Origin of the sequence: Microbispora sp. H13382, from assembly GCF_014161445.1 — a bacterium.
Taxonomy (GTDB): domain Bacteria; phylum Actinomycetota; class Actinomycetes; order Streptosporangiales; family Streptosporangiaceae; genus Microbispora.
Genome location: NZ_JABBXA010000008.1, coordinates 156,356 through 179,131, shown reverse-complemented (window position 1 = coordinate 179,131; position 22,776 = coordinate 156,356). Strand labels below are relative to the sequence as shown.

Genomic DNA, 22,776 nt, shown 5'->3' with positions numbered 1-22,776 from the left:
CGGCTCCCGTTAGTCTCGTCGTGCAGGAGACGAGAGGACGGTGGCGGCGTGACGACAACGGCCCCCGTCGCGAGTCCGGTGGACTTCGCGGCCTACGGCGACTACACGGTGAAGGCGGCCACCCGGCCGGACGGGTCCTTCGAGCGGCCCCTGTACCGGTTCCGCGACCGCGTGACGGCCGACGGGAGCAGCGGATACGCGGCCGAGCCCGGCCGTTACCACCTGTACGTGTCGCTGGCCTGCCCGTGGGCCCACCGCTCGGTCATCGTGCGGGCACTGCTCGGCCTGGAGGACGTCGTGTCGATGTCCGTCGTCGACCCCGTGCGCGATGGGCGCGGCTGGGCGTTCCGCGAGGGCCCCGGCCACGGCCCCGACGAGCTCAACGGCTTCACCCTGCTGCGGGAGGCATACGAGGCGACCGAGCCCGGCTACGACGGCCACGTGTCGGTGCCCGTGCTGTGGGACCGCCACACCCGCCGGATCGTCAGCAACAACTTCCCCGACATCAGCCTCGACCTCGGCCAGGCGTTCGCGCGGTGGGCCGGGCCGGGCGTCGACCTCTACCCGGAGGACCTGCGGGCCGACATCGACGCGCTCAACGAGCGCGTGTACGCCGACGTCAACAACGGCGTGTACAAGTGCGGCTTCGCCGAGAGCCAGGAGGCGTACGAGGCGGCGGTGACGACGCTGTTCACGGCCCTCGACGAGCTGGAGGAGCGCCTCGGCGGCAGCCGCTACCTGTTCGGCGACCGGCTCACCGAGGCGGACGTGCGCCTGTGGGTCACGCTGGCCCGGTTCGACACGGTGTACGTGACCCACTTCAAGGCGAACCTCCGCCGCCTGGCCGACTATCCCAGCCTCTGGCGTTACGCCCGCGACCTGTACGCGAACCCGGCCTTCGGCGGTACGACGGACTTCGACCACATCAAGCGGCACTACTACGGCACCCACCCGAAGATCAACCCGCTGCGCATCGTGCCCGCGGGGCCGGTCATCGACTGGAGTCTGTAGTCACGCGCCTGTGGTCACGGGACCGGGCAGCGCCTCGCACAGCCGGTCCAGTTCGTCCTCGGTGTTGTAGTAGTGCACCGAGGACCGCACCAGCGAGGGCAGTCCGCGGGCCTCGAAGTCCCACCGGGCGGAGGACGCGGCCGACACCGAGACGTTGATCTTCGCGGCCGACAGCCGGGCGGCCACGTCCCGGCTGTCGTGCCCGTCCACGGTGAACGTCACGATGCCGCACCGCCGTGCGCCGCGGTCGTGCACGGTCACTCCGGGGAGGGCGGCCAGCCGCCCGCGCAGCGCCTCCGCGAGGCCGGTCACCCGCTCCTCGACGGCGTCGATCCCGAGGTCCAGCGCGTAGTCGGCCGCCACACCGAGGCCGATCTTGCCGGCCACGTAGCCCTCCCAGTTCTCGAACCGCCGGGCGTCGCCGCGCACCTCGTAGGAGTCCGCGGAGGTCCAGGTGGCGGCGTGCAGGTCGAGGAACGGCGGCTCCAGGTGGTCGAGCACGCGCCGCGAGCAGTACAGGAACCCGGTGCCGCGCGGCCCGCGCAGGAACTTGCGCCCGGTCGCCGACAACAGGTCGCAGCCGATCTCGCGGACGTCGACGCGCATCTGCCCGATCGACTGGCAGGCGTCCAGCAGGTACGTCACCCCGGCCTCCCGCGCCACGGCGCCGATACCCGCCGCGGGGTTGACCAGGCCGCCCTGGGTCGGCACGTGGGTGACCGCGATCAGCTTGACCCGCTCGTCGATCATGTCCCGCAGCGCGTCGACGGACAGGGCGCCGGTCTCGTCCTCGGGCACCACGTCCACCTGGACGCCGTGCCTGCGGGCGGTCTGCAGGAAGGCGATCGCGTTGCTGGCGTACTCGGCGCGCGACGTGAGGATGCGGTCGCCCGGCTTCCAGGACAGGGAGTAGAAGGCCATGTCCCAGGCGCGGGTCGCGTTCTCGACGAGGGCGATCTCGTCACGATCCGCGCCGACGAGAGCGGCCAGCGCGTCATAGGCCCGCTCGGACCGGTCGAGGGCGGCGGCCGCCGCCTCGTAGCCGCCGGTACGCTCCTCCAGGCGCAGGTGGTCCACCACGGCGTCGGTCACCTGACGCGGCGGCAGCGACGAGCCGGCGTTGTTGAAGTGGACGACGTGCTCACACCCCGGCGTGTCCGCCCGCACCCGTCCGACGTCGATGGTCACGTGAGCCTCCCAGAAGATCCGCGGAAGCCCTCATTCTGCCGCCGCGTTCACGATCACGGTGTCGCCGTGCACCGGCGGGGTGTCCCCGACCCTGGTTTCGTGAATCGCTCATCGCATAATGAGGTATGAGCACCTCCTCCCCCGCGGGCGGCTGGACGTTCCTCACCAACCACGCGCACGTCCTGCTGGCGCTGTCCCGCGATCCCGATGCGCGACTGCGGGACGTCGCCGAGTCCGTCGGCATCACCGAACGGGCGGCCCAGGCGATCGTCTCCGACCTGGAGGCGGCCGGCTACCTGCGCCGCGAACGCGTGGGCCGGCGCAACCACTACACGATCAACCCGCTCGCCCCGTTCCGGCACCCGATCGAGCGGCACCGGCACATCGGCGAGTTTCTCGAGCTGTTCGGGGCGCCGGTTGACGCACGAAACTGATTTCGTGAATACTTGAGCACAGTTCGAGGGGGAGTACCCGGCTTCCTCAGCGTCGTCATCACGGCCGCCGTCGCAGGGCGTCCCGGCGCGAGGGTCACCATTGCTGGTGGCACGGGGAGACCGTCGGCCTGCCGAGCCCGCCGTACGCGGCGGTGATGGAGGTTGACGATGTCGGTGCCCCTGTGGATCTGGGCCGCGGTTCTGGCGGTCATCCTCGCCATGCTCGCCGTGGACCTGTTCGCCCATCGCCGGGCCCACGTGGTGGGCACCCGTGAGGCGCTCACCTGGTCGGGGCTGTGGATCGCGCTCGGGCTCGGCTTCGGGGCCGTGGTCTGGCTGGTGTGGGGGCCCGAGGCGGGCGGGGAGTACCTGGCCGGTTATCTCATCGAGAAGTCCCTGGCCGTCGACAACGTCTTCGTGATCGCGCTGCTGTTCTCGTTCTTCGCGGTCCCCCGCGAGCTGCAGCATCGCGTGCTGTTCCTCGGCGTGCTCGGGGCGCTGGTCTTCCGCGCGGTGTTCATCGGCGCGGGCGCCGTGCTGCTCGACCGCTTCCACTGGATCCTGTACGTCTTCGGCGCGTTCCTGCTCTACACCGGCGTGAAGATGGCCAGGCATTCGGCGATCGAGGTGCACCCCGACCGCAACCCGGTGCTGCGCCTGATGCGCCGGCTCATCCCCGTCACCGACTCCTACCAGGGCCAGCGGTTCCTCGTACGGCGGGACGGCGACCGGCAGGACGGGCGCGGCCGCTGGGCCGCGACACCGCTGCTGGCCGTCCTGGTCGCGGTGGAGACCAGCGACATCGTCTTCGCCGTCGACTCGATCCCGGCGATCTTCGCCGTCACCTCCGAGCCGTTCCTCGTCTTCACCTCCAACGCGTTCGCGATCCTGGGACTGCGGGCGATGTACTTCCTGCTGGCCGGGGCCATGCACCGGTTCGGGTATCTGCGGTACGGCCTGGCGGCCATTCTCGTGTTCGTCGGCGCGAAGATGCTCCTGGCCGACGTGTACAAGATCCCCGTCTGGCTGTCGCTCGTGGTCATCTGCGCCTGCCTCGCGATCGCCGTGGGCGCGAGCCAGTACAGGAACCGCCGCGAGGCGCGCGACGGGACACATCTGACCGCCGGAGAGCAGCAGCGGTAGCGCCGCCCGCCCACCAATCGATCTTCCGCCGCGGCGTGTGGATCTGTACCCTCCACACAGTGGAGCGGATGTTCGCGGTGCCCGGGACGGCCGCATGATCGGCGAGATCCTGCCCTCATGGGTGGCGTCTGCCGAGAGGTTCGGCGACGCGCCGGAGGAGACGCTGTTCCCGGAGGAACGACCGCTCATCGCGCGGGCCGTCGACCGGCGCCGCCGTGAGTTCGTCACCGGACGCCACTGCGCCCGGCTCGCGCTGGCCCAGATCGGCGTGACGCCGGGGCCGATCCCGCGCGGCGAGCGGGGCGCCCCGGTCTGGCCGGCGGGGACGGTCGGCAGCATCACCCACTGCTCGGGGTATCGCGCGGCGGCCGCCGCCTCCACCGGCGTGGCGCGCGCCGTCGGCATCGACGCGGAGACGCACGCGCCCCTTCCCGCGGACGTCCTTCCCACGATCGCCTCTCCCGGGGAGATCGACGCCCTCCGGGCGCTGGACGCCGCGGACGGCAAGATCTGCTGGGACAGGATCCTGTTCAGCGCCAAGGAGTCGGTCTACAAGGTCTGGTTCCCGCTCACCGGTCGATGGCTCGACTTCTCCGAGGCGGTCGTGGACATCGACGCCTCCGGCTCGTTCAGCGCGCGACTCCTGGTCGACGACCCGGCCATGGGGACCCGCGCCCTGTCCGGCCGATGGGTGGTGAGCGACGGGCACATCGCGACCTCGATCGCGCTCCCCCGGCCCTGACGATCCCGCACCCGCGTGCCCGCCGGTCGCCGATCAGCCAGCGCGGAAGTAGTGTCCCTTGCCGAGATCGTCGAGCAGCCCCGGCTGAACCGGCCGCCACCCCAGCAGCTCGCTGGTAAGCGCGCTCGACGCCGGGGCGTCGGCCCCGATCATGCCGCCCAGCCAGGAGAAGTGCTCGCCCGCCTCCTCGCGGGGGATCGAGACCGCCGGCAGGCCGAGGTGGCGGCCGATCACCTCGGCGACGGCGCGGATCGGCACGCCCTCGTCGGTGACCGCGTGCAGCACCGATCCCGCCGGGGCCTTCTCCAGCGCGAGGCGGAACAGGTGCGCGGCATCGAGCCGGTGCACCCCGGGCCAGCGGTTGGAGCCGTCACCGACGTAACCGGAGACGCCCCTGTCGCGGGCGATGCCGACCAGGGCCGCCATGAAGCCGTGGTCTCCCTCGCCGTACACCGTCGGGGGCAGGCGCAGCACCGAGGAGCGTACGCCGTGGGCCGCCAGGTCGAGCGTCCGCAGCGCGGTGGCCTGCCGGGCTGCCGGGCCGTCGCCGTGCGCCGCGCCGGAATCACGCCCGTCCCGTTCGGTCGCCACCCGCCCCGGCGTGAGCCCGAGGAGCCCGGAGGCGAGGACGAACGGGCGATCGGAGCCCGCCAGCACCTCGCCGAACGTCTCGACCGCGCGGCGATCCGCCTCGGCGGCGCCCCGGAAGTCGCCGGTGAAGGCGATGTCGTGCTTGAACGCGAGGTGGATCACACCGTCCGACGCGGCGGCCGCGCTCCTCAGGGTGTCGAGGTCGTCGATGGTGCCGCGGCATGCCTGCGCCCCGGCCCTGGTGAGGGCGGCGGCCGAGGCGTCGGACCGTGCCAGGCCGACGACCTCGTGCCCCGCGCCGATGAGCTCGGGAACGACGGCGGAGCCGATCCAGCCGGACGCCCCGGTGACGAATACGCGCATGACGTACTCCAAGTGGTTGGTCGCCCTCCACGCCGGAGCGCTCCCCGGCGAGGGGCTATGTCAGTGACTGTCATCAAATTAGCACCGATGTCAGTGACTGTCATCCAGGTAGGATCCGAGCATGGGTCGATGGGAGCCGAACGCGCGCGGCCGTCTCGCGGAGGCGGCGCTGGAGCTCTACGTCGAGCGCGGCTACGAGCAGACCACGGTGGCGGAGATCGCCAAGCGGGCGGGACTGACCGAGCGCACCTTCTTCCGGCACTTCGCGGACAAGCGGGAGGTTCTGTTCTCGGGCTCGGACGCGCTGCGGGAGCACCTCGTGAACGCGGTCGCCGGCGCCCCGGACTCCGTGGCGCCGATCGACGCGGTGGCCGCGGCCTTCGAGAACGTCGGCGTCCTGTTCCAGGAAGGCCGCGAGCGCTCCCTGCGGCGGCAGGCCGTCATCGCCGCCAACGCCGAACTGCGGGAGCGCGAGCTGATCAAGCTCGCATGGTGGTCCGCGGCCCTCGCCGACACGCTTCGGCGGCGCGGCGTCGCGGATCCGGCCGCGAGCCTGGCCGCCGAGGCGGGCGTCGCCGCCTTCAAGATCGCGTTCGAACGCTGGATCAGCGGCCCCGGCGAGCCGGACCTGGCGCAGATCGTCCGGGAGTCGTTCGACGAGCTGAAGGCCGTGACGGCGGGCAGGTGACGTCCCCGCGGCACAGAGGTCCGGGATTGACACGCGTGCGTGCCGGGCACGCCTGACACGCAGGCGGCCCTGTCACGCCGGCGTGACCACCCGCTTGAGGAAGACGACGCCGTCGATCATGCCGAGCTGGGCCGGGTCCAGCGGGAAATAGGCGAAGTCGCGCGAGACGCGCGGGGCGGGCTTCGTGACGGCCTCGGCCAGGCGGCGGGCGTCGACGAGACAGCGGTCCCACGGGAGCGTGGACAGGATGCCCTCGACGGTGTCCGGGGGCGGGGTGTCGTCGCCGGCCGTGCCGAAGGCCGAGGCAAGGAAGGCGTACCGGTCGCCCAGGTGCGTCGCGGTGATCGCCCCCGCGCTCCACCACTCCAGTTGCCGGTCGCCGAACGGCATCAGGCTCTTGTTCCGCTGCAGGTGGAGGTTGCTGGAGAAGACCAGGGCCGGGCCGTGCTCGGCGACGGCGCGCAGGTTGGCGGCCATCATCGCGTCCCGCAGGGCCGACAGCCGGGTCCACCGGGCCGGGGACGCGTCGGCCATCCAGTAGTGGTAGCGGAGCAGGCCGGTGGCGCTGCGCGCGTACAGTTCCGCCCGCTCCCTGTCCTCAGCGCTCAGCTGCGGCGCCTGCGTCTCGAGCAGGGCCGCCAGGTCGTCGGCGATCAGCCGCAGCCGCCGGGCGTCGGCGGACCGGCCGATGGACTGGGACGGATCCATGGCCGTGGCCTCGTTCGACCACCGGTCGTCGGGGCCCAGCAGAGTGTCGAGAGTCTCCCCGGTCACCACGGCGCCGGTAAGTGGGCCGTCGAGGAGGGTGTGGAGGGCGGTGAGCGCCTGGCGCGGGCTCGCCGCCCAGTACTCCAGAGGGCCGTCGAACCCGAAGAACCGGAGCTTCTCGTCATGCTCCTCGTTGTACGCCCGCATCCAGCGCACGAGCTCGCGGTTGGCCGGCGACGCGCCGAAGCCGTGGCTGAAGCCGCGTTCCATGACGTCGTCGAGCGTGCCCACGCCCGTCGTGATGTAGGCGTCCACCACCAGGCCCATGAGGCAGTCGCTTTCGATGGCGAACGACCGGTAGCCCTCATGCTCGACCAGATGCCGGAAGATCTCGTTGCGCACCTCGCCCAGCTCCCCCACGAAGTGCCTGGCCTCGCCCAGGCCGAGCAGCAGGGGCCTGACGGGAAGCGACCGCAGGAACGCCGAGACTCCCGCGCCGTCGAGCGGCCGGGCCGTGTCCTTGATTTCCATACCTTTGACGGTATCGTTGAACACTCGGTGTAAACTTTTGGCCGCAACGCCCCTATCTGATCGCGATGGACCTTCAATCGATGATGCAGCCATGAGGCCGGTGGACCTGGCGCGCGAGCACGGCCTGTCCACCCAGGCGATCAGGAACTACGAGGACGCCGGCATCCTGCCCGCCGCCGAACGCACCGTCCACGGCTACCGCACCTACACGCCGCTGCACGCGCGAGCCCTGCGCGCGTTCATCGGCCTCGTGCCCGGGCACGGTCACCAGACGGCCACGGCGATCATGCAGGCGGTCAACCGGGGCGCCACCGAGGACGCGCTGCGGCTCATCGACCAGAGTCATGGCCAGCTCCTCGACGACCGCCGCACCCTCCAGGCCGTCGAGTCCGCGCTCCGCGATCTGGCGCCCAAGGCCGACGACCACGTGCCGCAGGAACGCGGCGACACGTTCATCGGCCCCCTGGCCAGACGGCTCGGCCTCCGCCCCGCCACCCTGCGCAAATGGGAGAACGCCGGGCTGGTCCGGCCGCGCCGCGATCCGCGGACGGGCTATCGCGTCTACAGCGCGGCCGACGTACGTGACGTCCGGCTGGCCCACCAGCTCAGGAGGGGCGGCTACCTGCTGGAGCAGATCGCCCCGCTGATCGCCCAGGTCCGCTCCGCCGGAGGCGTCGCCCCGCTGGAGTCGACCCTGCGCGACTGGCAGGCCCGCCTGTCCGCCCGGGGCCGCGCCATGCTCGCGGGCGCCGCCGACCTGGACGCGTACCTCCGCGCCCGCGACCCCTGAAACCGATGCCGTGGCGCGCTTGTGAGGCCGAGTAACCCTGCACTGTGCACGGAAGATCCCGGTGAGGACCTTTTCCTCCGCCCGAAATCGGCTCTAGTATCCGGGATATGACCGCGCTTCCGCTCGCTCCGCCGCGGGTGGTTCCCGGCGGCCCGCCGTCCATCCGCGCGATCGCCGCCGGACGGGAGGTCGCATGACCCGGCAGTTCACCGCCGCCCGGGCGTCCGGCGAGGTGTACGCCCTCGCCGAGGGACCCGTGTGGGACCCCGACAGGGAACGCCTGCTGTGGGTGGACATCGACGCGGGGGCGGTGCACGAGGGACGGCTCGACGTCGCGACCGGCGCCGTCACCGCCACCACCGCGCACACCTTCGGCGGCACCGTGGGCGCGGTCGCGGTCTCGGCCGACGGTGAGTTCGTCGTCGCCGAGCGCGAGGTCCTCACCCGGGTCGACACCGCCGGCCACCGCACCGAGCTCGCCCGCGTGCTGCCGCCCGGCGTACGGAGCAGGCTCAACGACGGAGCCGTGGACCCGGCCGGGCGCTTCCTGATCGGCAGCATGGCGCTGGACGACCGGGAGGGCCAGGACGTGCTGGCCCGCCTCGACGGCACGACCTGCGTCCGTCTCGACGAGGACCTGACCCTGTCGAACGGCCTGGCCTGGAGCCCCTCGGGCGACCGCCTGTACAGCATCGACAGCGTCCCGCACGTGGTGTGGGAGCGCGACTACGACCCGGTCACCGGCCGGACCGGGCCGCGGCGGGAGCTGTTCGAACTCGCCGGCGGCATGCCCGACGGGATGTGCGCCGACGCCGAGGGCAACCTGTGGATCGCCGTCTTCGGCGGCGGCCGGGTCGAGTGCCGCGATCCCGGCGGGCGCCTGCTCGCCGTCGTCGAGGTCGGCGCGCCCAACGTCACCTGCCCCGCCTTCGCGGGGCCGGACCTCGACGTCCTCGTCATCACCACGTCCGCCAGTGGCGTCGATGTGGCCGAACACCCGGGGTCCGGGCACCTGTTCACCGCCCGGGTGGGCGTACGCGGCCTGGCCACGCCCTATTGGGTGCCGCCCCGATCATGAGCCTCGACACCCGCCGGAGAGACCGCGCCGTGCTCCTCGCCCGCCTGCCCGCCGCTCCCGTCGTCCCGCGCCCGCGGTAGGGGCGGCACGTGCGCGCACTGGTCATCACCGGCCCCGGCAGGGCCGAGGTCAGGGACGTCGAGCCGCCGGTCGCCGCGCCGGGGCAGGTGGTCGTGGACGTCGAGCGGGTCGGCGTCTGCGGCACCGACGTGGAGCTGTTCACCGGCGCGATGAGCTACCTGCACACCGGCCACGCCCGGTATCCGCTGCGTCCCGGACACGAGTGGTGCGGCGTCGTCACGGCGCTCGGCGAGGGCGTCGACCCCGGCTGGCTGGGCCGCCGCGTCACCGGCGACACCCAGCTCGGCTGCCGTCACTGCGGCCTCTGCCGCGACGGCCTCCACCACGTCTGCCCCGACCGGGCCGAGATCGGCATCCGCAAGGGCTTCCCCGGGGCGCTGGCCGAGCGGCTGGCCGTACCGGCCTGGGCCCTGCACGCGCTGCCGGAGACGATCGACGCGACGACGGGCGCGCTCGTCGAGCCCGGCGGCAACGCCCTGCGCGCGGTGCGCGGCGCCGCCGCCGAACCCGGCGACCGGCTGCTGGTGCTGGGCACGGGCACGATCGGCCTGCTCGTCGCGCTGCTCGCGCGAGCGCGGGGCACCGAGGTGCACCTGCTGGGCCGCGACGAGGCCACGCTGCGGCTGGCTCGCGATCTCGGCTTCGCGGGCGCCTGGACCCGCGCGTCGCTCCCGGCCCTGCCGTGGCACTCCGTGGTCGACGCGTCCAACGCGGCGGACCTCCCGGCGCTCGCGCTCGACCTGGTCAGGCCGGGGGGCCGGGTAGTCTGTATCGGTCTCGCGGGGTCCCCCAGCCGCATCGACACCCGCGACCTCGTGTTCCGGGACGTCACCGCCGTGGGCGTGCTCGCCGGCTCGGCCGGTCTGGCCGGGACGATCGAGGCGTACGCGGACGGATCGGTCGACGCCCGCCCGCTCGTGGCCGCCACCGTGGGCCTGGACGACGTCGCCGGCGTACTGGCGGGGCGCCGCCCGGCCGGCGCGGGTCCGGGCCCGAAGATCCACATCGACCCCCGGCGATAGAGGCGCACCGGCGCCTCCTGGACGGAAGCGTTGAGATCATGAGCCTTACCGATGCCGAGGCCCAGGCCCGGCCGCGACGGCCGCGGCCGTCCGACCCCGCCGTTCTCGCGGCGGTGGAGGCCGCCGTCCCGGGGATCGTCCGGGCCCGGGCCAGTGACCGGCTCGGCATGGCGCACGACGCCTCGCACTACCTGCTGACCCCGCAGGCCGTTCTCGTGCCGGAGAGCGCCGCGCAGGTGGCGGCGCTGATGCGGACCGGCCTGCCGCTGACCTTCCGGTCCGGCGGCACCAGCCTGAGCGGGCAGGGCGTGAGCGAGCACCTGCTCGTCGACACCCGCAGGCACTTCAGGGGCGTCGAGGTGCTCGACGGCGGCGCCCGCGTCCGGGTGCAGCCCGGCGCCGTGCTGCGGCAGGTCAACGCCCGGCTCGCCGCGTACGGCCGCAAGCTCGGCCCCGACCCGGCCAGTGAGTCGGCGTGCACGATCGGCGGGGTCGTCGCCAACAACTCCAGCGGGATGACCTGCGGCACCCACGCCAACACCTACCGGACGCTGGAGTCGCTGGTCCTCGTGCTGCCCAGCGGGACCGTCGTCGACACCGGCGCGCCCGACGCGGACGCGCGCCTGCGTGCCCTCGAACCCGCCCTGGCCGAAGGCCTGGTGCGGCTGCGCGACCGGGTCCGCGGCAACCCGGACTCGGTACGCCGGATCGAGGCGCAGTTCTCCCTCAAGAACACGATGGGCTACGGCCTCAACAGCTTCCTCGACCACGACTCGCCGGCCCAGATCCTCGCCCATCTCGTGGTGGGCAGCGAGGGCACGCTCGCGTTCGTCGCGGAGGCCGTCCTGCGGACCGTGCCGGCGCACCGCCTCGCCGCGACCGGCCTGGTCGTCTTCCCGGCCCTGCGGGAGGCGATGGCGGCGGTGCCGGAGATCGTCGCCGCGGGGCCGGCCGCCGTCGAACTGCTCGACGCGGAGTCGCTGCGGGTGGCCGCGACCGACCCGTACGCCGACGACGTCCTGCGCACGCTGGAGGTGCGCGATCACGCGGCGCTGCTGGTGGAGTGGCAGGAGTCCGAGCCCGAGCCGCTCGCCGTGCGCGAGCGGGAGGCCGCGCGGGTCTTCGCCCGGCTGGACCTCGCCGCGCCCGCACGCCTCAGCGGGGACACCGCCGGGCGGGCGGCCCTGTGGCGCATCCGCAAGAACCTGTACGCCGCGGTCGCCGGCGCCCGGCCCAGCGGCACGACGGCGTTGCTGGAGGACGTGGCGGTCCCGGTGCCCGCCCTGGCCGATCTCTGCGACGACCTCGCGGAGCTGTTCGCCGCGCACGGCTACGAGCGCAGCGTGATCTTCGGGCATGCCAAGGACGGCAACCTGCACTTCATGCTCAACGAGCGGTTCGACACCGACCTCGACCGCTACGAGGAGTTCACCGAGGAGATGGTGGCCGCCGTGCTCGGCCGCGGCGGCACCCTCAAGGCCGAGCACGGCACCGGACGGGTCATGGCGCCCTTCGTGCGCCGCCAGTACGGCGACGAGCTGTACGACGTCATGCGCGAGGTCAAGCGGCTGTGCGACCCCGCGGGCACCCTCAACCCCGGCGTCGTGCTCACCGACGACCCGCGGGCGCACCTGCGCGACCTCAAGACCGTCGTCAGCGTCGAGCCCGAGGTCGACCGGTGCGTGGAGTGCGGCTACTGCGAGCCGGTGTGCCCGAGCCGGGACCTCACCACGACCCCGCGCCAGCGCATCGTGCTGCGCCGCGAGATCGCCGCGGCCCGGGCTGCGGGCGACCACGCGCTCGCGCGGCGGCTGGAGGAGGAGTACGACTACGACGCTGTCGACACCTGCGCCGTGGACGGCATGTGCGCCACGGCCTGTCCCGTGCTGATCAACACCGGCGACCTCACCAAGCGCCTGCGCGGCGAACGTCACGGGCGTGCGGCGCGGGCGGGCTGGAAGACCGCCGCCAGGCACTGGGGCGCGGTGACCCGGGCCATGGACCTCGCCATGGACGCGGCCGCCGCGGCCCCGGCCGGGCTCGTGGAGGGGGCGAGCCGGGCGGCCCGCGCGGTGGGCGACCCCGACACCGTCCCCCAGTGGAGCCGCGACCTGCCGCGCGGCGGCACGCCCCGGCGCGCCGCGCCGACGCGGGACGCCGACGCGGTCTACGTGCCGTCGTGCCTGAACACCCTGTTCGCCCCCGCCGACGGCGGTCCCGGCGTCATGGCCGCCGTGCGGCGGCTCGCCGAGCGGGCAGGCGTGCGGCTGCACGTGCCCGAGGGCGTGGAGAACCTGTGCTGCGGCACGCCGTGGTCCTCCAAGGGTTTCGGCGAGGGCTACGAGGTGATGGGCCGCCGGGTGCGGGAGACGCTGCTGAGCGCGACCGGCGGCGGCCGGCTTCCGGTGGTCAGCGACGCCGCCTCCTGCACGGAGGGGTTCGAGCGGCTCGTGGCCGCCGCCTCCCCCGCCGTACGGGTGCTCGACGCGGTGACCTTCGTGGCCGAGCACGTCCTGCCGCGGCTGCCGCAGCCAGCGGAGGGCCGCAGGGTGGCCTCGCTGGCCCTGCATCCGACCTGCTCGTCCGCCCGGCTCGGCCTCGACGCCGCCATCGCCGAGGTCGCCGGGGCGGTGGCGAAGGAGGTCGTCGTCCCCGAGGGCTGGCAGTGCTGTGCCTTCGCCGGCGACCGGGGCATGCTGCACCCGGAGCTGACCGCCTCCGCCACCCGTGCCGAGGCCGCCTCCGTGGCCGAGGGCGGCTTCGCCGCGCACGCGTCGGTCAACCGCACGTGCGAGATCGGCATGACCCGCGCCACCGGCGAGACCTACCACCACCTGCTGGAGCTGCTCGACCAGGTCACGGGTGGGGACGCGTGGACACCCGGCTCTTCCCAGCGGTAGCTTGACCCTCCATGCGGGGACATTCCAGCATGAGCCACCTCAAAGGTGACCAAAAGGCTCCGACGATGGGCGCGCTCCGGTGCGCCTGACCCCCTCGGAGCGGGACCGGCTGCTGATCTTCACCACGGCCGAGCTGGCCCGTGCCCGCCGCGCCCGCGGCCTGCGGCTGAACGTCCCCGAGGCGACCGCGATCATCGCCGACACGGTCTGCGAGGCGGCGCGCGACGGCAGGCGGCTGGCCGAGGCGATCCGGGCCGCCCGGGAGGTGCTCGGCCCCGGCGACGTGCTGCCGGGGGTGCCCGACGTGGTCACCGAGGTGCAGGTGGAGGCCGTCTTCGACGACGGCACCCGGCTCGCGGTGGTCACCGACCCCTTCGGCGGCGGATCCCTCGGCGACGACGCTCCCGGAGCGGTCGTGCTCGGACCCGGCGACGGCTACGACCCGCCCGCCGCCTCCGTACGGCTGCGCGTGCGCAACACCGCGCCCGTGCCGATCTCCGTGACCTCGCACTTCCACTTCTTCGAGGTCAACCCGCGCCTGGCGTTCGACCGGGCCGCGGCGTACGGCACCCGCCTGGCCGTGGCCGCCGGGTCGTCCGTACGCTTCGACCCGGGAACGACCCGGGAGGTCGAGCTGGTGCCGATCGGCGGCGCCCGGGTGGCGGTCGGGTTCGCGGGGCTGGTCGACGGCCCGCTGGACGCGCCCGGCGCCAAGGAGGCCGCCCTCGCGAAGGCCCGGGCGTGCGGCTACCTCACGGAGACGCCATGAGCGACCACGGATTCGCCCGGGGATACGTCGCCGCGCACGGTCCGCGGGCGGGCGACCGCGTCCGGCTCGGCGACTCCGGCCTCGTGGTCGAGGTCGAGGGCGACGCGCAGCGGCCCGGCGACGAGTTCCTCGCGGGCTTCGGCAAGACGGCCCGCGACGGCCTGCACCTGAAGGCCGCGCCGGTCCGCGAGACCTGCGACGTGGTGATCAGCAACGTCGTCGTCATCGACGCGGTGCTGGGCGTGCGCAAGGTCTCGATCGGCATCCGTGCCGGGCGGATCGCGGCGGTGGGCCGGGCCGGCAACCCCGACACCCTCGACGGCGTGGACGTCGTGGTGGGGCACCGGCACCGCCATCGTCTCCGGCGAGGGGCTCATCGCGACTGCCGGAGCCGTGGACACGCACGTCCACCTCCTGTCGCCGCGAATCATGGAGGCATCGCTCGCCTCCGGCGTCACCACGATCATCGGCCAGGAGTTCGGGCCGGTGTGGGGCGTCGGCGTGAACTCCCCCTGGGCCCTGCGGCACGCCGTCAACGCGTTCGACGCCTGGCCCGTCAACATCGGCTTCCTCGCCCGCGGCTCCTCCTCGGGCGACGGCCCGCTGACCGAGGCGCTGGCCGAGGGCGGGGCCTGCGGCTTCAAGGTCCACGAGGACATGGGCGCGCACGCCCGCGCGCTCGACACCGCGCTGCGGGTCGCCGAGGAGCACGACGTGCAGGTCGCCCTGCACACCGACGGCCTCAACGAGTGCCTGTCGGTCGACGACACGCTCGCCGTGCTGGAGGGGCGCACCGTCCACGCCTTCCACATCGAGGGCTGCGGCGGCGGGCACGTCCCGGACGTGCTGCGGCTGGCGGGCGTCCCGAACGTGATCGGCTCCTCCACGAACCCCACCCTGCCCTTCGGCAGGGACGCGCTCGCCGAGCACTTCGACATGATCGTCTCCTGTCACGGGCTGAAGACGGACCTGCCCGGCGACGCCGCCCTGGCCCGCGACCGCATCCGCGCCGGCACGATGGGTGCCGAAGACGTGCTGCACGACCTCGGGCTCATCGGGATCACCTCGTCCGACGCGCAGGGCATGGGCCGGGCCGGGGAGACCGCGCGGCGCACGTTCGCGATGGCGGCCAAGATGAAGGCCGAGCGCGGCCCGCTGGACGGCGACCCGGCCGGGCACGACAACGCCCGGGTGCTGCGGTACATCGCCAAGCTCACGATCAACCCGGCGATCGCGCACGGCCTGGCGCACGAGATCGGCTCGATCGAGCCCGGCAAGCTCGCGGACATCGTGCTGTGGCGGCCGGAGTTCTTCGGCGCCAAGCCGCAGCTCGTGCTCAAGGCCGGGTTTCCGGCGTACGGGGTGGTGGGCGACCCCAACGCCGCCACCGGTTCCAGCGAGCCACTGGTCCTCGGCCCGCAGTTCGGGGCCCACGGCGGGACCGCCGCCGACCTGTCGGTGGCCTTCGTCTCCGGCGCGGCGGCGGCCGTGGCCACGCCCGCGCACGCCGGGTCGGCGCACCGGCCCGGCGACGGCCTGCCCACCCGCCGGGCCCGCGTCGGCGTACGCGGCACCCGGGGCATCGGCCCCGCCGCGATGGTGCGCAACGCCCGCACGGGCGAGGTGCGCGTCGACCCGGGCACCGGGCAGGTGAGCCTCGACGGTGAGCCGCTGAGCTCGCCTCCGGCGCGGTCCGTCTCGCTCAACCGTCTGTACTTCCTGTGACGGCGCCCTTTCTGACAGCCCCCCGCCTGCCGCCGTCAGGCGGGCGGGTATCGTCGCAGAACGGACGGTATGGATCGAAACGGACAGGAGTCGCCGATGAAGCTCATGAGGGCACGGGAGGTGCCTGGCCGGGTCGCCACGGGCGCGTACGTCCTGCACTCCGGCGTGGAGAAGTGGAACGGCGACGAGGAGCAGGCCGCCGGACTCCACGGCATGGCCGCCGCCGCCTTCCCGTTCCTGAAGTCCGTTCCGCCGCGCCGGTTCCTCAAGCTGCTGTCCGCGGCCGAGATCGCGACGGGCGTGGCGCTCCTGGCGCCGGTCGTGCCGGCGGCTGTCGCCGGGGCCGCGCTCACCGGGTTCTCCGGCGGGCTGCTCGCGCTTTACCTGCGTACGCCCGCCCTGCGCAAGCCCCGCAGCATCTGGCCGAGCCCGGCGGGCATCGGCGTCAGCAAGGACGTGTGGATGCTGGGCGTCGGGCTCGGGCTGCTCACCGACGCCGCCAGCCGGCGGCGCGGCGACTGACCGTCAGAGATCCGCCGGGCGGGCCCGGAGGATGCGCGACAGCAGGGCCGTCATCTGCTCGCGCTCGGCGGGACCGAGGCAGGTGAACCACTCCCGCTCCCTGCGGGTCTGCTCGGCGAAGGCGTCACGCACGGCCGCCTCGCCCTCCGTGGTGAGCGCGACCACCACCGCGCGGCCGTCCTCCGGCACCGGCCGGCGTTCGACCAGCCCGCCGCGTTCCAGGGTGTTGACGGCGTTGGTCACCGCGGACCGCGACATGGCCGAGATCTCGGCGAGCCGTACGGGCTGGGTGGGGCCGAGCAGCCAGAGCTTGAACATCAGCCGGAACCCGGGCAGCGTCAGGCCGCGCGGGCGGTGGATCCGGGTCTCTAGGTCGGTGACCAGCAGGTAGGCGAGCTGGAGCAGGTGGTAGGCCAGTGCGAACGCCTCGGCGTCGGCCGGAGGCGACATGGCCGCCAGGCGCTCGCGCGCGTACGCGGCGTACCGCAGGTCCGGCGGCACGTCCATGGCGAGGTCGGGCCGGGTGTCGGGCTCGCTGTTCACGCGTCAAGTCTTGCGCAGCCGCACCGGGGGCCGTGAGTATTGTTACGGCCGTAACAACTTCTCGTCCTCCCGGAGGCGCCCGTGCACATCGTCATCGCCGGAGCGGGCATCGGCGGGCTGACCGCCGCACTGAGCCTGCACGCGGCCGGGTTCGAGGACGTGACCGTGCACGAGGCCGCCCCCGAGATCCGGCCGCTGGGGGTCGGGATCAACCTCCTCCCCCACGCCGTGCGAGAGCTCACCGAGCTGGGACTGGCCGACCGGCTGGCCGAGATCGGCGTGGCCACAGCCGAACTCGCCTACTTCAACCGGTACGGCACGCCGATCTGGTCCGAGCCCCGGGGCCTGGCCGCGGGCTACGCCTGGCCGCAGTACTCCGTCCACCGCGGGACGCTGCAGATGCTCCTGCTGGAGGCCGTGGTCGAGCGGCTGGGCCCGGACGCCGTACGGACCGGCAGCCGGATCACCGGCCCAGGCGACGAGGACCTGCTGATCGGCGCGGACGGGATCCACTCGGCCGTTCGCGCCCACCTGTACCCCGGCGAGGGCCCGCCGCCGTGGAACGGCCTGGTCCTGTGGCGGGGCGTCACCTACGGCGAGCCGTTCCTGACCGGCCGATCCATGATCATGGCCGGGGACGGCACGCAGAAGTTCGTCGCCTACCCGATCGAGACCGGCGAGCGCACGCTGATCAACTGGATCGCCGAACGCCCGCTGGACGGCGAGGCCCCGGACCGGGGGAACTGGAACCGCCCCGCCGACCTGGCCGAGATCGGCGGGCACTTCGCCGACTGGCGCTTCGACTGGCTCGACGTGCCGGGGATCATCGCCGGGGCCGAGGCCGCGTACGAGTACCCGATGGTGGACCGCGACCCACTCCCCCGCTGGACCTTCGACGGCGTCACGCTGCTCGGCGACGCCGCGCACGCGATGTACCCGATCGGCTCCAACGGCGCCTCGCAGGCGATCATCGACGCCCGGGTGCTGGCGTACGCCCTCGCGCGGGGCGACCTGGCGGCGTACGAGGAGACGCGCCGCCCGGCCACGACGGCGCTGCAACTGTCGAACCGGGAGATGGGCCCGGAGGTCGTCATGAAGCTCGCGCACGAGCGCGCGCCCGGCGGGTTCGACGACATCGAGCAGGTCATCCCCCACGCCGAACGGGCGGAGATCGCCGCGTCCTACAAGCGCACGGCCGGGTTCGACCCCGCCTCGCTCAGCGAACGCCCCTCCTGGAGCGTCGATCGGAGTGCCGTCTCGTGAACCTGGAACCGCTCGCCACCTTCCACGTGGAACTCGATCCCGTGCTCGATCTCGGCGACTCGCAGTGGGGGCACCGCCGTGTGATCAACATCGTGGGCGGCACCTTCGATGGCCCCCGCCTGTCGGGCGAGGTGCTGCCCGGCGGGGCCGACTGGCAGGTCGTGCACGCCGACGGGATGATCAGCATCGACACCCGCTACACGCTGCGCACCCACGACGGCGCGTACGTCTACATCACCACCAGCGGAGTCCGGCACGGCACCCCCGAGGTGCTCGGCCGTCTCGCGCGGGGCGAGGACGTGGACCCGGCGGAGTACTACTTCCGGCTGTTCTGCCGCTTCGAGACCGGCGACGATCGCTATGTCTGGCTCAACCGCACCCTCGCCGTGGCCTCGGCGGCCCGTGCGGCCGCCGCCGTACGCTACGACGCCTACGCCCTGACCTGACCTCGCCCTGAGGAGCCTCATGCCGAAGCTCGACCGCCCCCCGCTCCCGGTCACCGTCGAGCACGACACCCCCATGCCGATGCGGGACGGCACCGTCCTGCGCGGCACCGTCCACCGTCCGGCGGAGGGCGGTCCGTTCCCCGCCCTGCTCGTGCGCACGCCGTACGGCGAGGACTCGTTCCGGACGGGGCCCGTGACGCCCGCGCTGCGGGCCGGGTTCGCGGTGGTGCTGCAGCACTGCCGGGGACGCGGCAGCAGCGACGGCGAGTTCCGCCCCTGGGCGGACGAGGGCGCCGACGGCCACGACACGATCGCCTGGATCACCGCGCAGCCCTGGTCGAACGGCGAAGTCGTGATGAGCGGCATGTCCTACCTCGCCGGATGCGCGCTGCAGGCGGCGGCGACGCGCCCGCCCGGGCTGAAGGCCGTGATCGCCTCGATGACGCCGCACGACTTCCACGACGGCCTCAAGTATCACGGCGGGGCCTTCGCGCTGGGCTCGGCCCTCAACTGGGGCGCCTTTCAGACGATGCTCGGCCTGCTGCACGCCGCCGAGGCGGGCGAGGACGCCGGCGCGGGGCTCGCCGCCGTTCTTCCCGTGCTGGGCGACCAGGACGCCGCGGCGCGCACCCTGCCGGTGGGCGACATCCCGGGCATCCCCTGGTGGCGCGACTGGACCTCGCACGTGGAGCGCGACGCCTACTGGGAGGACCTGGCCGAGACCCTGCGCCACGACCGCGTCGAGGTGCCGGTCATGCACGTGGCCGGCTGGTTCGACCTGTTCCTCGGCGGGACGCTGGAGAACCACCGCCGCCTGGGCGGCCCTCTGGTCATCGGCCCCTGGTCCCACCTCGCGCCCGGCGCCACGGGCACCGGGCGGCTGTTCTTCGGCGGCGCCGCCTCCGCACAGGCGATCCAGCTGGAGCAGCGGGAGCTCGCGTTCCTGAAGGGCGAGGACACCGGCCCCGCGGTGAAGATCTTCGTGATGGGCGACGACGTCTGGCGGGACGAGGAGGCCTGGCCGCTGGAGCGCGCGGTCGGCACCCCTTACTTTTTGCACACCGGCGGCCTGCTCTCCCCCGAGCCGCCCACCACGCACGAGCCGGCGACCTTCACCTTCGACCCGCGCGACCCGGTCCCGACCGTCGGCGGCCCGACCCTGCTGCCCGACCCCACCAACGTCGGCCCCCAGGACCAGCGCGACGTGGAGCGGCGGCCCGACGTGCTCTGCTACTCGACCGGGGTGCTCGCCTCCGACATCGAGGTCACCGGCCCGGTGACGGTGACCCTGCACGCGGAGACCTCCGCCGCCTCGACCGACTGGACGGCCAAGCTCGTGGACGTGTATCCGGACGGCCGGGCGATGAGCGTGATCGACGGCATCGTCCGCGTCGCCGAGCCGTCCGGGACCTTCACCATCGATCTGGTCGCCACCAGCCAGGTCTTCAAGGCCGGCCACCGGATCCGGGTGGAGGTCTCCAGCTCGAACTTCCCGCGCTTCGACCGCAATACCGGCACCGGCCGTACGGATTCAACCGAGGCCGACCTGGTCGTCCAGCGTCAGAAGGTCTTCCCCGACTCGTACATCACGCTACCGATCGTCCCGCCGTCCGTCCGGTAGGAGATCCACGACTCCGCCACGTCCGGCCCGCTGGGAGGCCCGGTCCGCCCAGTCACAGGGGTCGAGGAAGGAACTGCCCTGGGGACGTGTAAGGGCCGAAGCGTTCTCAGGTCGTAAGACCCAGTAGCTGGAGCCCGTCGGCGGGGTGGCTGGGGTAGTCGTCGGTGGCGGCGGCGATTTTGGTCCAGCTGATCAGGCGGACTAGAGATGGCCACGTTGATCAGCGGTGGCTGACGACGTTGACCACCTTGCCGTCGGGGTCGCGGACGAAGAAGCGCCGGACGCCCCAGTCCTCGTCGGCGATCGGGTGCACGATCTCTGCGCCGGTCGCGCGTACAGCCTCGTAGACGGCGTCGACGTCCTCGACCTCAACGCTGAGGTCTGGGTTTACAGACGCCGCCGCATCCTTGGTGATGAGGATGACCTGGGCGGTGGGGTTGGACGGCGAGACCAGGTTGACGACCCAGCCGAGGTTCATCTCCTCGCGGAAGCCGAGGAGATGATAGAAGGCACTGCTCGCGGCCGGGTCGGAGGTCGTGATGTCGGGTACGGAACGGCGAACGGTCATGTGCCGGACGCTAGCATCCCCCCTGTCGATCATTCATCCGCCAGGTTACGACCTTGTTGAGCTTCTTCTGGGGGTGCGTGGCAGGGCCGGAGTTCTCATGCTGTAACACCGAGTAGTTGAAGAGCATCGGCGGGGGTGGCTGCGGTAGTGGTCGGTGGCGGCGGCGATGTTGGTCCAGCCGATCAGACGGGCCAGGCCGATGACCAGGTTGCGTATGCTCGCCAGGATTCTGGCGAGCGGCGCCGGTCCTGACCTTGCAGGCGTCCTCGCGTAGGTCACGTCTCGGATATGGTGCGGGGCCTCCACGCTCCAGTGGCCGCGGATCAGCGCGGCGAGTTACGCGTGGGTGATCCGGCCCGGCGGGAGGCTGGTGACGGCGTAGATGGTCACGACGGTGGTCTTGCCGGTCTTGTGGTCGGTGCGGCGGCGTTTGACCTGGATCGCCTGGGCGGCGTGGGGAAGGGCAGGCCGGGGCAGACGGTGCAGATCTTCATGCGGCGGATCTCGCGGCGGCCGTGCCCGGTTTCGTCGGTGCGGTCGTTGAGGATGACCTCGCGCCACAGGCATCGATTATCGGTGAGCCCGCGCCTGCGGGAGGAGTTCGGCAACGGAGAGTAGTTCTACCGGCGGGCCGGGCAGGAGATCGGCGTCCCCGCCCGGCCGCGCGACCGGCCGGACCGGGAGGCCCTCGAGTGGCATCTCGACGAAGTCTTCCTCCGCGCGTAGGCCCTACCGGGCGGACTCACAGGTGAACGCCGCCATTGACGCGAATTGCCGCCGGGGACGACGTTCACCGCAAAGCCCCCTGCCCGGCGGACGCCGGCAGCGCAGCCGGATCATCACGGGGTGTCGCCATCGCCGTCGGCGTGGTCGGAGGCCCTGCCGTGTCCCCGGGCGCCCGGCACGGCGGGTCCCACGTCACCGCCGGACGGCGTCATGAGATGTCGTCGAGCAGCGCGTCAGAGGAGTCGACCGTGGCGGCTGCTCGGAGCCAAGCGGCCAGCCGGTCGAAGTCATGACATTTCCGGATCTTCTCGGAAATGTCCTCGGGCACCTCGAGGCCTCGGGCCGACAGAACCGTCAGGATCGCCTCGGCCTGTCCTTCGGCCTTGCCCTCTGCCTTGCCTTCGGCCTTGCCCTCCGCCCTGCCTTCGGCCTTGCCCTTGGCGATGTTCTCGCGGGCCCAGTCGCTGAGGTACTCGTAGGTTTCGGTCTTCAAGTGCTCCTCCAAGTGATCCCAGACCTCTCGAGGCAGCGCCGCACGAACCATGTCAGCGTACATACCCCCCAGGTCTCGGTCGAGATTGTGCAGCGCGGCGAACAGGGCGTTGAGGATATCGGGGCCCTCCGGCGTGGCGGCGTGGTGAATCGCCGAGAGCACCGCGAGTTCGATGTCCTCGGCCGCCTGGCCGGGGTCGGTGATGACGGGCACCTCGTTCGGGCCGGCGACCAGCGGTTTCAACACCAGACCGGGATGGCCCAGTTCGATCGGACGGGCGCACCAGCGGGCGACCGACGCTTCGGGGCACACAACCAGCAGAATGACCGGGCATTCGAGGCGGGTACGCAGGCTGACGAGGTACATCGGCCAGGACCAGATCTTGCCGGGGTCCGGGCCACGCTGGACTTCCACGATCACGGCGAGAACGGGCTGGGGATCGGCTTCCGGCCGTTTACGGCGGAACACGATGACCGAGTCGGCGCGCCGTTCGGTGGGCGTGACCTGGGTGAGATCGGCCGATTCGAGGCCCGCGTAGTCGTAGTCGGGCAGCTGGACTCTGAGAGATCGAGTCAGCAGGTCGGCGGCGAGGTCGGGTCGTTCGCAGAACAGGCGAACGAGCGCTTCGTGTTCGGCTAGTGCCACTGCGTGACCGTATCCACGCCGAGTTGGACGATGAGCTCACTATAACGGTCTGTGATTCTTTCGTTACTCTCCGTCTCGCCGCGGAACCCGTGTCGAAGACTGCTGCGACCGGGCGGGTGAGGAGAGCTCAGAAGCTAGATGTCACCAGCAGGCCCACGGGCCCACCTGGAATCGAACCAGGCGAG

At 72.6% G+C, this 22,776-nt stretch carries 21 protein-coding genes and 1 pseudogene; 16 read left to right on the top strand and 6 right to left on the bottom strand.

All coding sequences use genetic code 11. From position 1 onward, the window contains the following. Positions 1-48: 48 nt before the first annotated feature. Positions 49-1,011 (top strand): glutathione S-transferase family protein, encoded by a 963-nt coding sequence (locus HHX41_RS18255; RefSeq protein ID WP_182906932.1) that lies wholly within the window; start codon positions 49-51, stop codon positions 1,009-1,011. Here HHX41_RS18255 and HHX41_RS18250 read toward each other — a convergent pair whose 3' ends face one another. After that, on the bottom strand, positions 1,012-2,199 hold the full coding sequence (locus HHX41_RS18250; protein WP_182906931.1) for an aminotransferase class V-fold PLP-dependent enzyme: 1,188 nt from the start codon (positions 2,197-2,199) through the stop codon (positions 1,012-1,014). It abuts the gene before it with no gap. A 125-nt stretch (positions 2,200-2,324) separates the two neighbouring features. Between HHX41_RS18250 and HHX41_RS18245 the strand changes: the two genes are divergently transcribed. The 3 genes from HHX41_RS18245 (at position 2,325) to HHX41_RS18235 (ending at position 4,518) form a co-directional block, all read left to right on the top strand. Beyond that, positions 2,325-2,633 carry a winged helix-turn-helix domain-containing protein gene (locus HHX41_RS18245; protein ID WP_182906930.1) on the top strand — a complete coding sequence of 103 codons (309 nt, stop codon included), beginning with the start codon at positions 2,325-2,327 and terminating at the stop codon, positions 2,631-2,633. Positions 2,634-2,801: 168 nt separating this feature from the next. Then, positions 2,802-3,776, top strand: a complete 975-nt coding sequence (locus tag HHX41_RS18240) for a TerC family protein (RefSeq protein ID WP_169984472.1) — start codon at positions 2,802-2,804, stop codon at positions 3,774-3,776. Positions 3,777-3,870: 94 nt separating this feature from the next. Then, complete coding sequence (locus tag HHX41_RS18235) at positions 3,871-4,518, top strand: 4'-phosphopantetheinyl transferase (protein ID WP_169984473.1); 648 nt, start codon at positions 3,871-3,873, stop codon at positions 4,516-4,518. A gap of 33 nt (positions 4,519-4,551) precedes the next feature. On the opposite strand, the gene HHX41_RS18230 is transcribed toward HHX41_RS18235, so the two are convergent. Beyond that, positions 4,552-5,472 carry an SDR family oxidoreductase gene (locus HHX41_RS18230; protein ID WP_182906929.1) on the bottom strand — a complete coding sequence of 307 codons (921 nt, stop codon included), beginning with the start codon at positions 5,470-5,472 and terminating at the stop codon, positions 4,552-4,554. Between the two features lie 121 nt (positions 5,473-5,593). Between HHX41_RS18230 and HHX41_RS18225 the strand changes: the two genes are divergently transcribed. Beyond that, positions 5,594-6,160 carry a TetR/AcrR family transcriptional regulator gene (locus tag HHX41_RS18225; protein WP_182906928.1) on the top strand — a complete coding sequence of 189 codons (567 nt, stop codon included), beginning with the start codon at positions 5,594-5,596 and terminating at the stop codon, positions 6,158-6,160. Positions 6,161-6,232: 72 nt separating this feature from the next. Here the strand turns inward: HHX41_RS18225 and HHX41_RS18220 are convergent, their stop codons facing one another. Continuing rightward, on the bottom strand, positions 6,233-7,399 hold the full coding sequence (locus HHX41_RS18220; protein ID WP_182906927.1) for an erythromycin esterase family protein: 1,167 nt from the start codon (positions 7,397-7,399) through the stop codon (positions 6,233-6,235). Between the two features lie 91 nt (positions 7,400-7,490). Between HHX41_RS18220 and HHX41_RS18215 the strand changes: the two genes are divergently transcribed. From HHX41_RS18215 to HHX41_RS18185, 8 genes and pseudogenes are all read left to right on the top strand, one after another. Then, positions 7,491-8,189, top strand: a complete 699-nt coding sequence (locus HHX41_RS18215; protein WP_169984477.1) for a TioE family transcriptional regulator — start codon at positions 7,491-7,493, stop codon at positions 8,187-8,189. A gap of 193 nt (positions 8,190-8,382) precedes the next feature. After that, positions 8,383-9,267 carry an SMP-30/gluconolactonase/LRE family protein gene (locus tag HHX41_RS18210; protein ID WP_182906926.1) on the top strand — a complete coding sequence of 295 codons (885 nt, stop codon included), beginning with the start codon at positions 8,383-8,385 and terminating at the stop codon, positions 9,265-9,267. A gap of 89 nt (positions 9,268-9,356) precedes the next feature. Then, positions 9,357-10,370 carry an alcohol dehydrogenase catalytic domain-containing protein gene (locus HHX41_RS18205; RefSeq protein WP_182906925.1) on the top strand — a complete coding sequence of 338 codons (1,014 nt, stop codon included), beginning with the start codon at positions 9,357-9,359 and terminating at the stop codon, positions 10,368-10,370. A 38-nt stretch (positions 10,371-10,408) separates the two neighbouring features. Beyond that, the gene (locus HHX41_RS18200; RefSeq protein ID WP_182906924.1) at positions 10,409-13,270 is read left to right on the top strand and encodes an FAD-binding and (Fe-S)-binding domain-containing protein; all 2,862 of its coding nucleotides are present in this window, start codon (positions 10,409-10,411) and stop codon (positions 13,268-13,270) included. Positions 13,271-13,349: 79 nt separating this feature from the next. After that, a complete protein-coding gene (gene ureA / locus HHX41_RS18195; RefSeq protein ID WP_169984481.1) occupies positions 13,350-14,039 on the top strand; it encodes an urease subunit gamma in 690 nt (229 codons plus the stop codon). Continuing rightward, positions 14,036-14,323, top strand: a pseudogene (locus HHX41_RS40700) (urease subunit alpha); the annotation flags it as partial. The gene ureA and the pseudogene HHX41_RS40700, both read left to right, overlap by 4 nt. Before the next feature lie 109 nt (positions 14,324-14,432). Next, positions 14,433-15,764: an urease subunit alpha gene (locus tag HHX41_RS18190; RefSeq protein ID WP_310742046.1), complete on the top strand. Its 1,332-nt coding sequence runs from the start codon at positions 14,433-14,435 to the stop codon at positions 15,762-15,764. Positions 15,765-15,860: 96 nt separating this feature from the next. Beyond that, positions 15,861-16,286: a hypothetical protein gene (locus HHX41_RS18185; protein ID WP_220504186.1), complete on the top strand. Its 426-nt coding sequence runs from the start codon at positions 15,861-15,863 to the stop codon at positions 16,284-16,286. 3 nt (positions 16,287-16,289) lie between these two features. Here HHX41_RS18185 and HHX41_RS18180 read toward each other — a convergent pair whose 3' ends face one another. Then, entirely contained in the window at positions 16,290-16,829 is a 540-nt protein-coding gene (locus tag HHX41_RS18180; RefSeq protein ID WP_310742045.1) for a MarR family transcriptional regulator, read from the bottom strand. Between the two features lie 81 nt (positions 16,830-16,910). On the opposite strand from HHX41_RS18180, the gene HHX41_RS18175 reads away from it, so the two are divergent. From HHX41_RS18175 to HHX41_RS18165, 3 genes are read left to right on the top strand one after another with little or no spacing between them, the layout of a single operon-like run. Beyond that, entirely contained in the window at positions 16,911-18,092 is a 1,182-nt protein-coding gene (locus HHX41_RS18175; RefSeq protein ID WP_182906923.1) for a flavin-dependent oxidoreductase, read from the top strand. After that, positions 18,089-18,538: a DUF3237 domain-containing protein gene (locus HHX41_RS18170; RefSeq protein ID WP_310742044.1), complete on the top strand. Its 450-nt coding sequence runs from the start codon at positions 18,089-18,091 to the stop codon at positions 18,536-18,538. Before HHX41_RS18175 ends, HHX41_RS18170 begins: the two co-directional genes overlap by 4 nt. Before the next feature lie 19 nt (positions 18,539-18,557). Then, the gene (locus tag HHX41_RS18165) at positions 18,558-20,159 is read left to right on the top strand and encodes a CocE/NonD family hydrolase (RefSeq protein ID WP_182906922.1); all 1,602 of its coding nucleotides are present in this window, start codon (positions 18,558-18,560) and stop codon (positions 20,157-20,159) included. A 220-nt stretch (positions 20,160-20,379) separates the two neighbouring features. Here HHX41_RS18165 and HHX41_RS18160 read toward each other — a convergent pair whose 3' ends face one another. Both HHX41_RS18160 and HHX41_RS18155 read right to left on the bottom strand, forming a co-directional pair. Beyond that, a complete protein-coding gene (locus HHX41_RS18160) occupies positions 20,380-20,727 on the bottom strand; it encodes a VOC family protein (protein ID WP_182906921.1) in 348 nt (115 codons plus the stop codon). Positions 20,728-21,661: 934 nt separating this feature from the next. Then, positions 21,662-22,591, bottom strand: coding sequence for a hypothetical protein (locus HHX41_RS18155; protein WP_182906920.1), 930 nt, complete (start codon positions 22,589-22,591; stop codon positions 21,662-21,664). Positions 22,592-22,776 lie beyond the last annotated feature (185 nt).

Bases quoted from the DNA above. Each gene is read 5' to 3' on its own strand.
- HHX41_RS18245 (WP_182906930.1), top strand. From the start codon at position 2,325: ATGAGCACCTCCTCCCCCGCGGGCGGCTGGACGTTCCTCACCAACCAC.
- HHX41_RS18240 (WP_169984472.1), top strand. From the start codon at position 2,802: ATGTCGGTGCCCCTGTGGATCTGGGCCGCGGTTCTGGCGGTCATCCTC.
- HHX41_RS18235 (WP_169984473.1), top strand. From the start codon at position 3,871: ATGATCGGCGAGATCCTGCCCTCATGGGTGGCGTCTGCCGAGAGGTTC.
- HHX41_RS18230 (WP_182906929.1), bottom strand. From the start codon at position 5,472: ATGCGCGTATTCGTCACCGGGGCGTCCGGCTGGATCGGCTCCGCCGTC.
- HHX41_RS18225 (WP_182906928.1), top strand. From the start codon at position 5,594: ATGGGTCGATGGGAGCCGAACGCGCGCGGCCGTCTCGCGGAGGCGGCG.
- HHX41_RS18220 (WP_182906927.1), bottom strand. From the start codon at position 7,399: ATGGAAATCAAGGACACGGCCCGGCCGCTCGACGGCGCGGGAGTCTCG.
- HHX41_RS18215 (WP_169984477.1), top strand. From the start codon at position 7,491: ATGAGGCCGGTGGACCTGGCGCGCGAGCACGGCCTGTCCACCCAGGCG.
- HHX41_RS18210 (WP_182906926.1), top strand. From the start codon at position 8,383: ATGACCCGGCAGTTCACCGCCGCCCGGGCGTCCGGCGAGGTGTACGCC.
- HHX41_RS18200 (WP_182906924.1), top strand. From the start codon at position 10,409: ATGAGCCTTACCGATGCCGAGGCCCAGGCCCGGCCGCGACGGCCGCGG.
- HHX41_RS18185 (WP_220504186.1), top strand. From the start codon at position 15,861: ATGAAGCTCATGAGGGCACGGGAGGTGCCTGGCCGGGTCGCCACGGGC.
- HHX41_RS18165 (WP_182906922.1), top strand. From the start codon at position 18,558: ATGCCGAAGCTCGACCGCCCCCCGCTCCCGGTCACCGTCGAGCACGAC.
- HHX41_RS18160 (WP_182906921.1), bottom strand. From the start codon at position 20,727: ATGACCGTTCGCCGTTCCGTACCCGACATCACGACCTCCGACCCGGCC.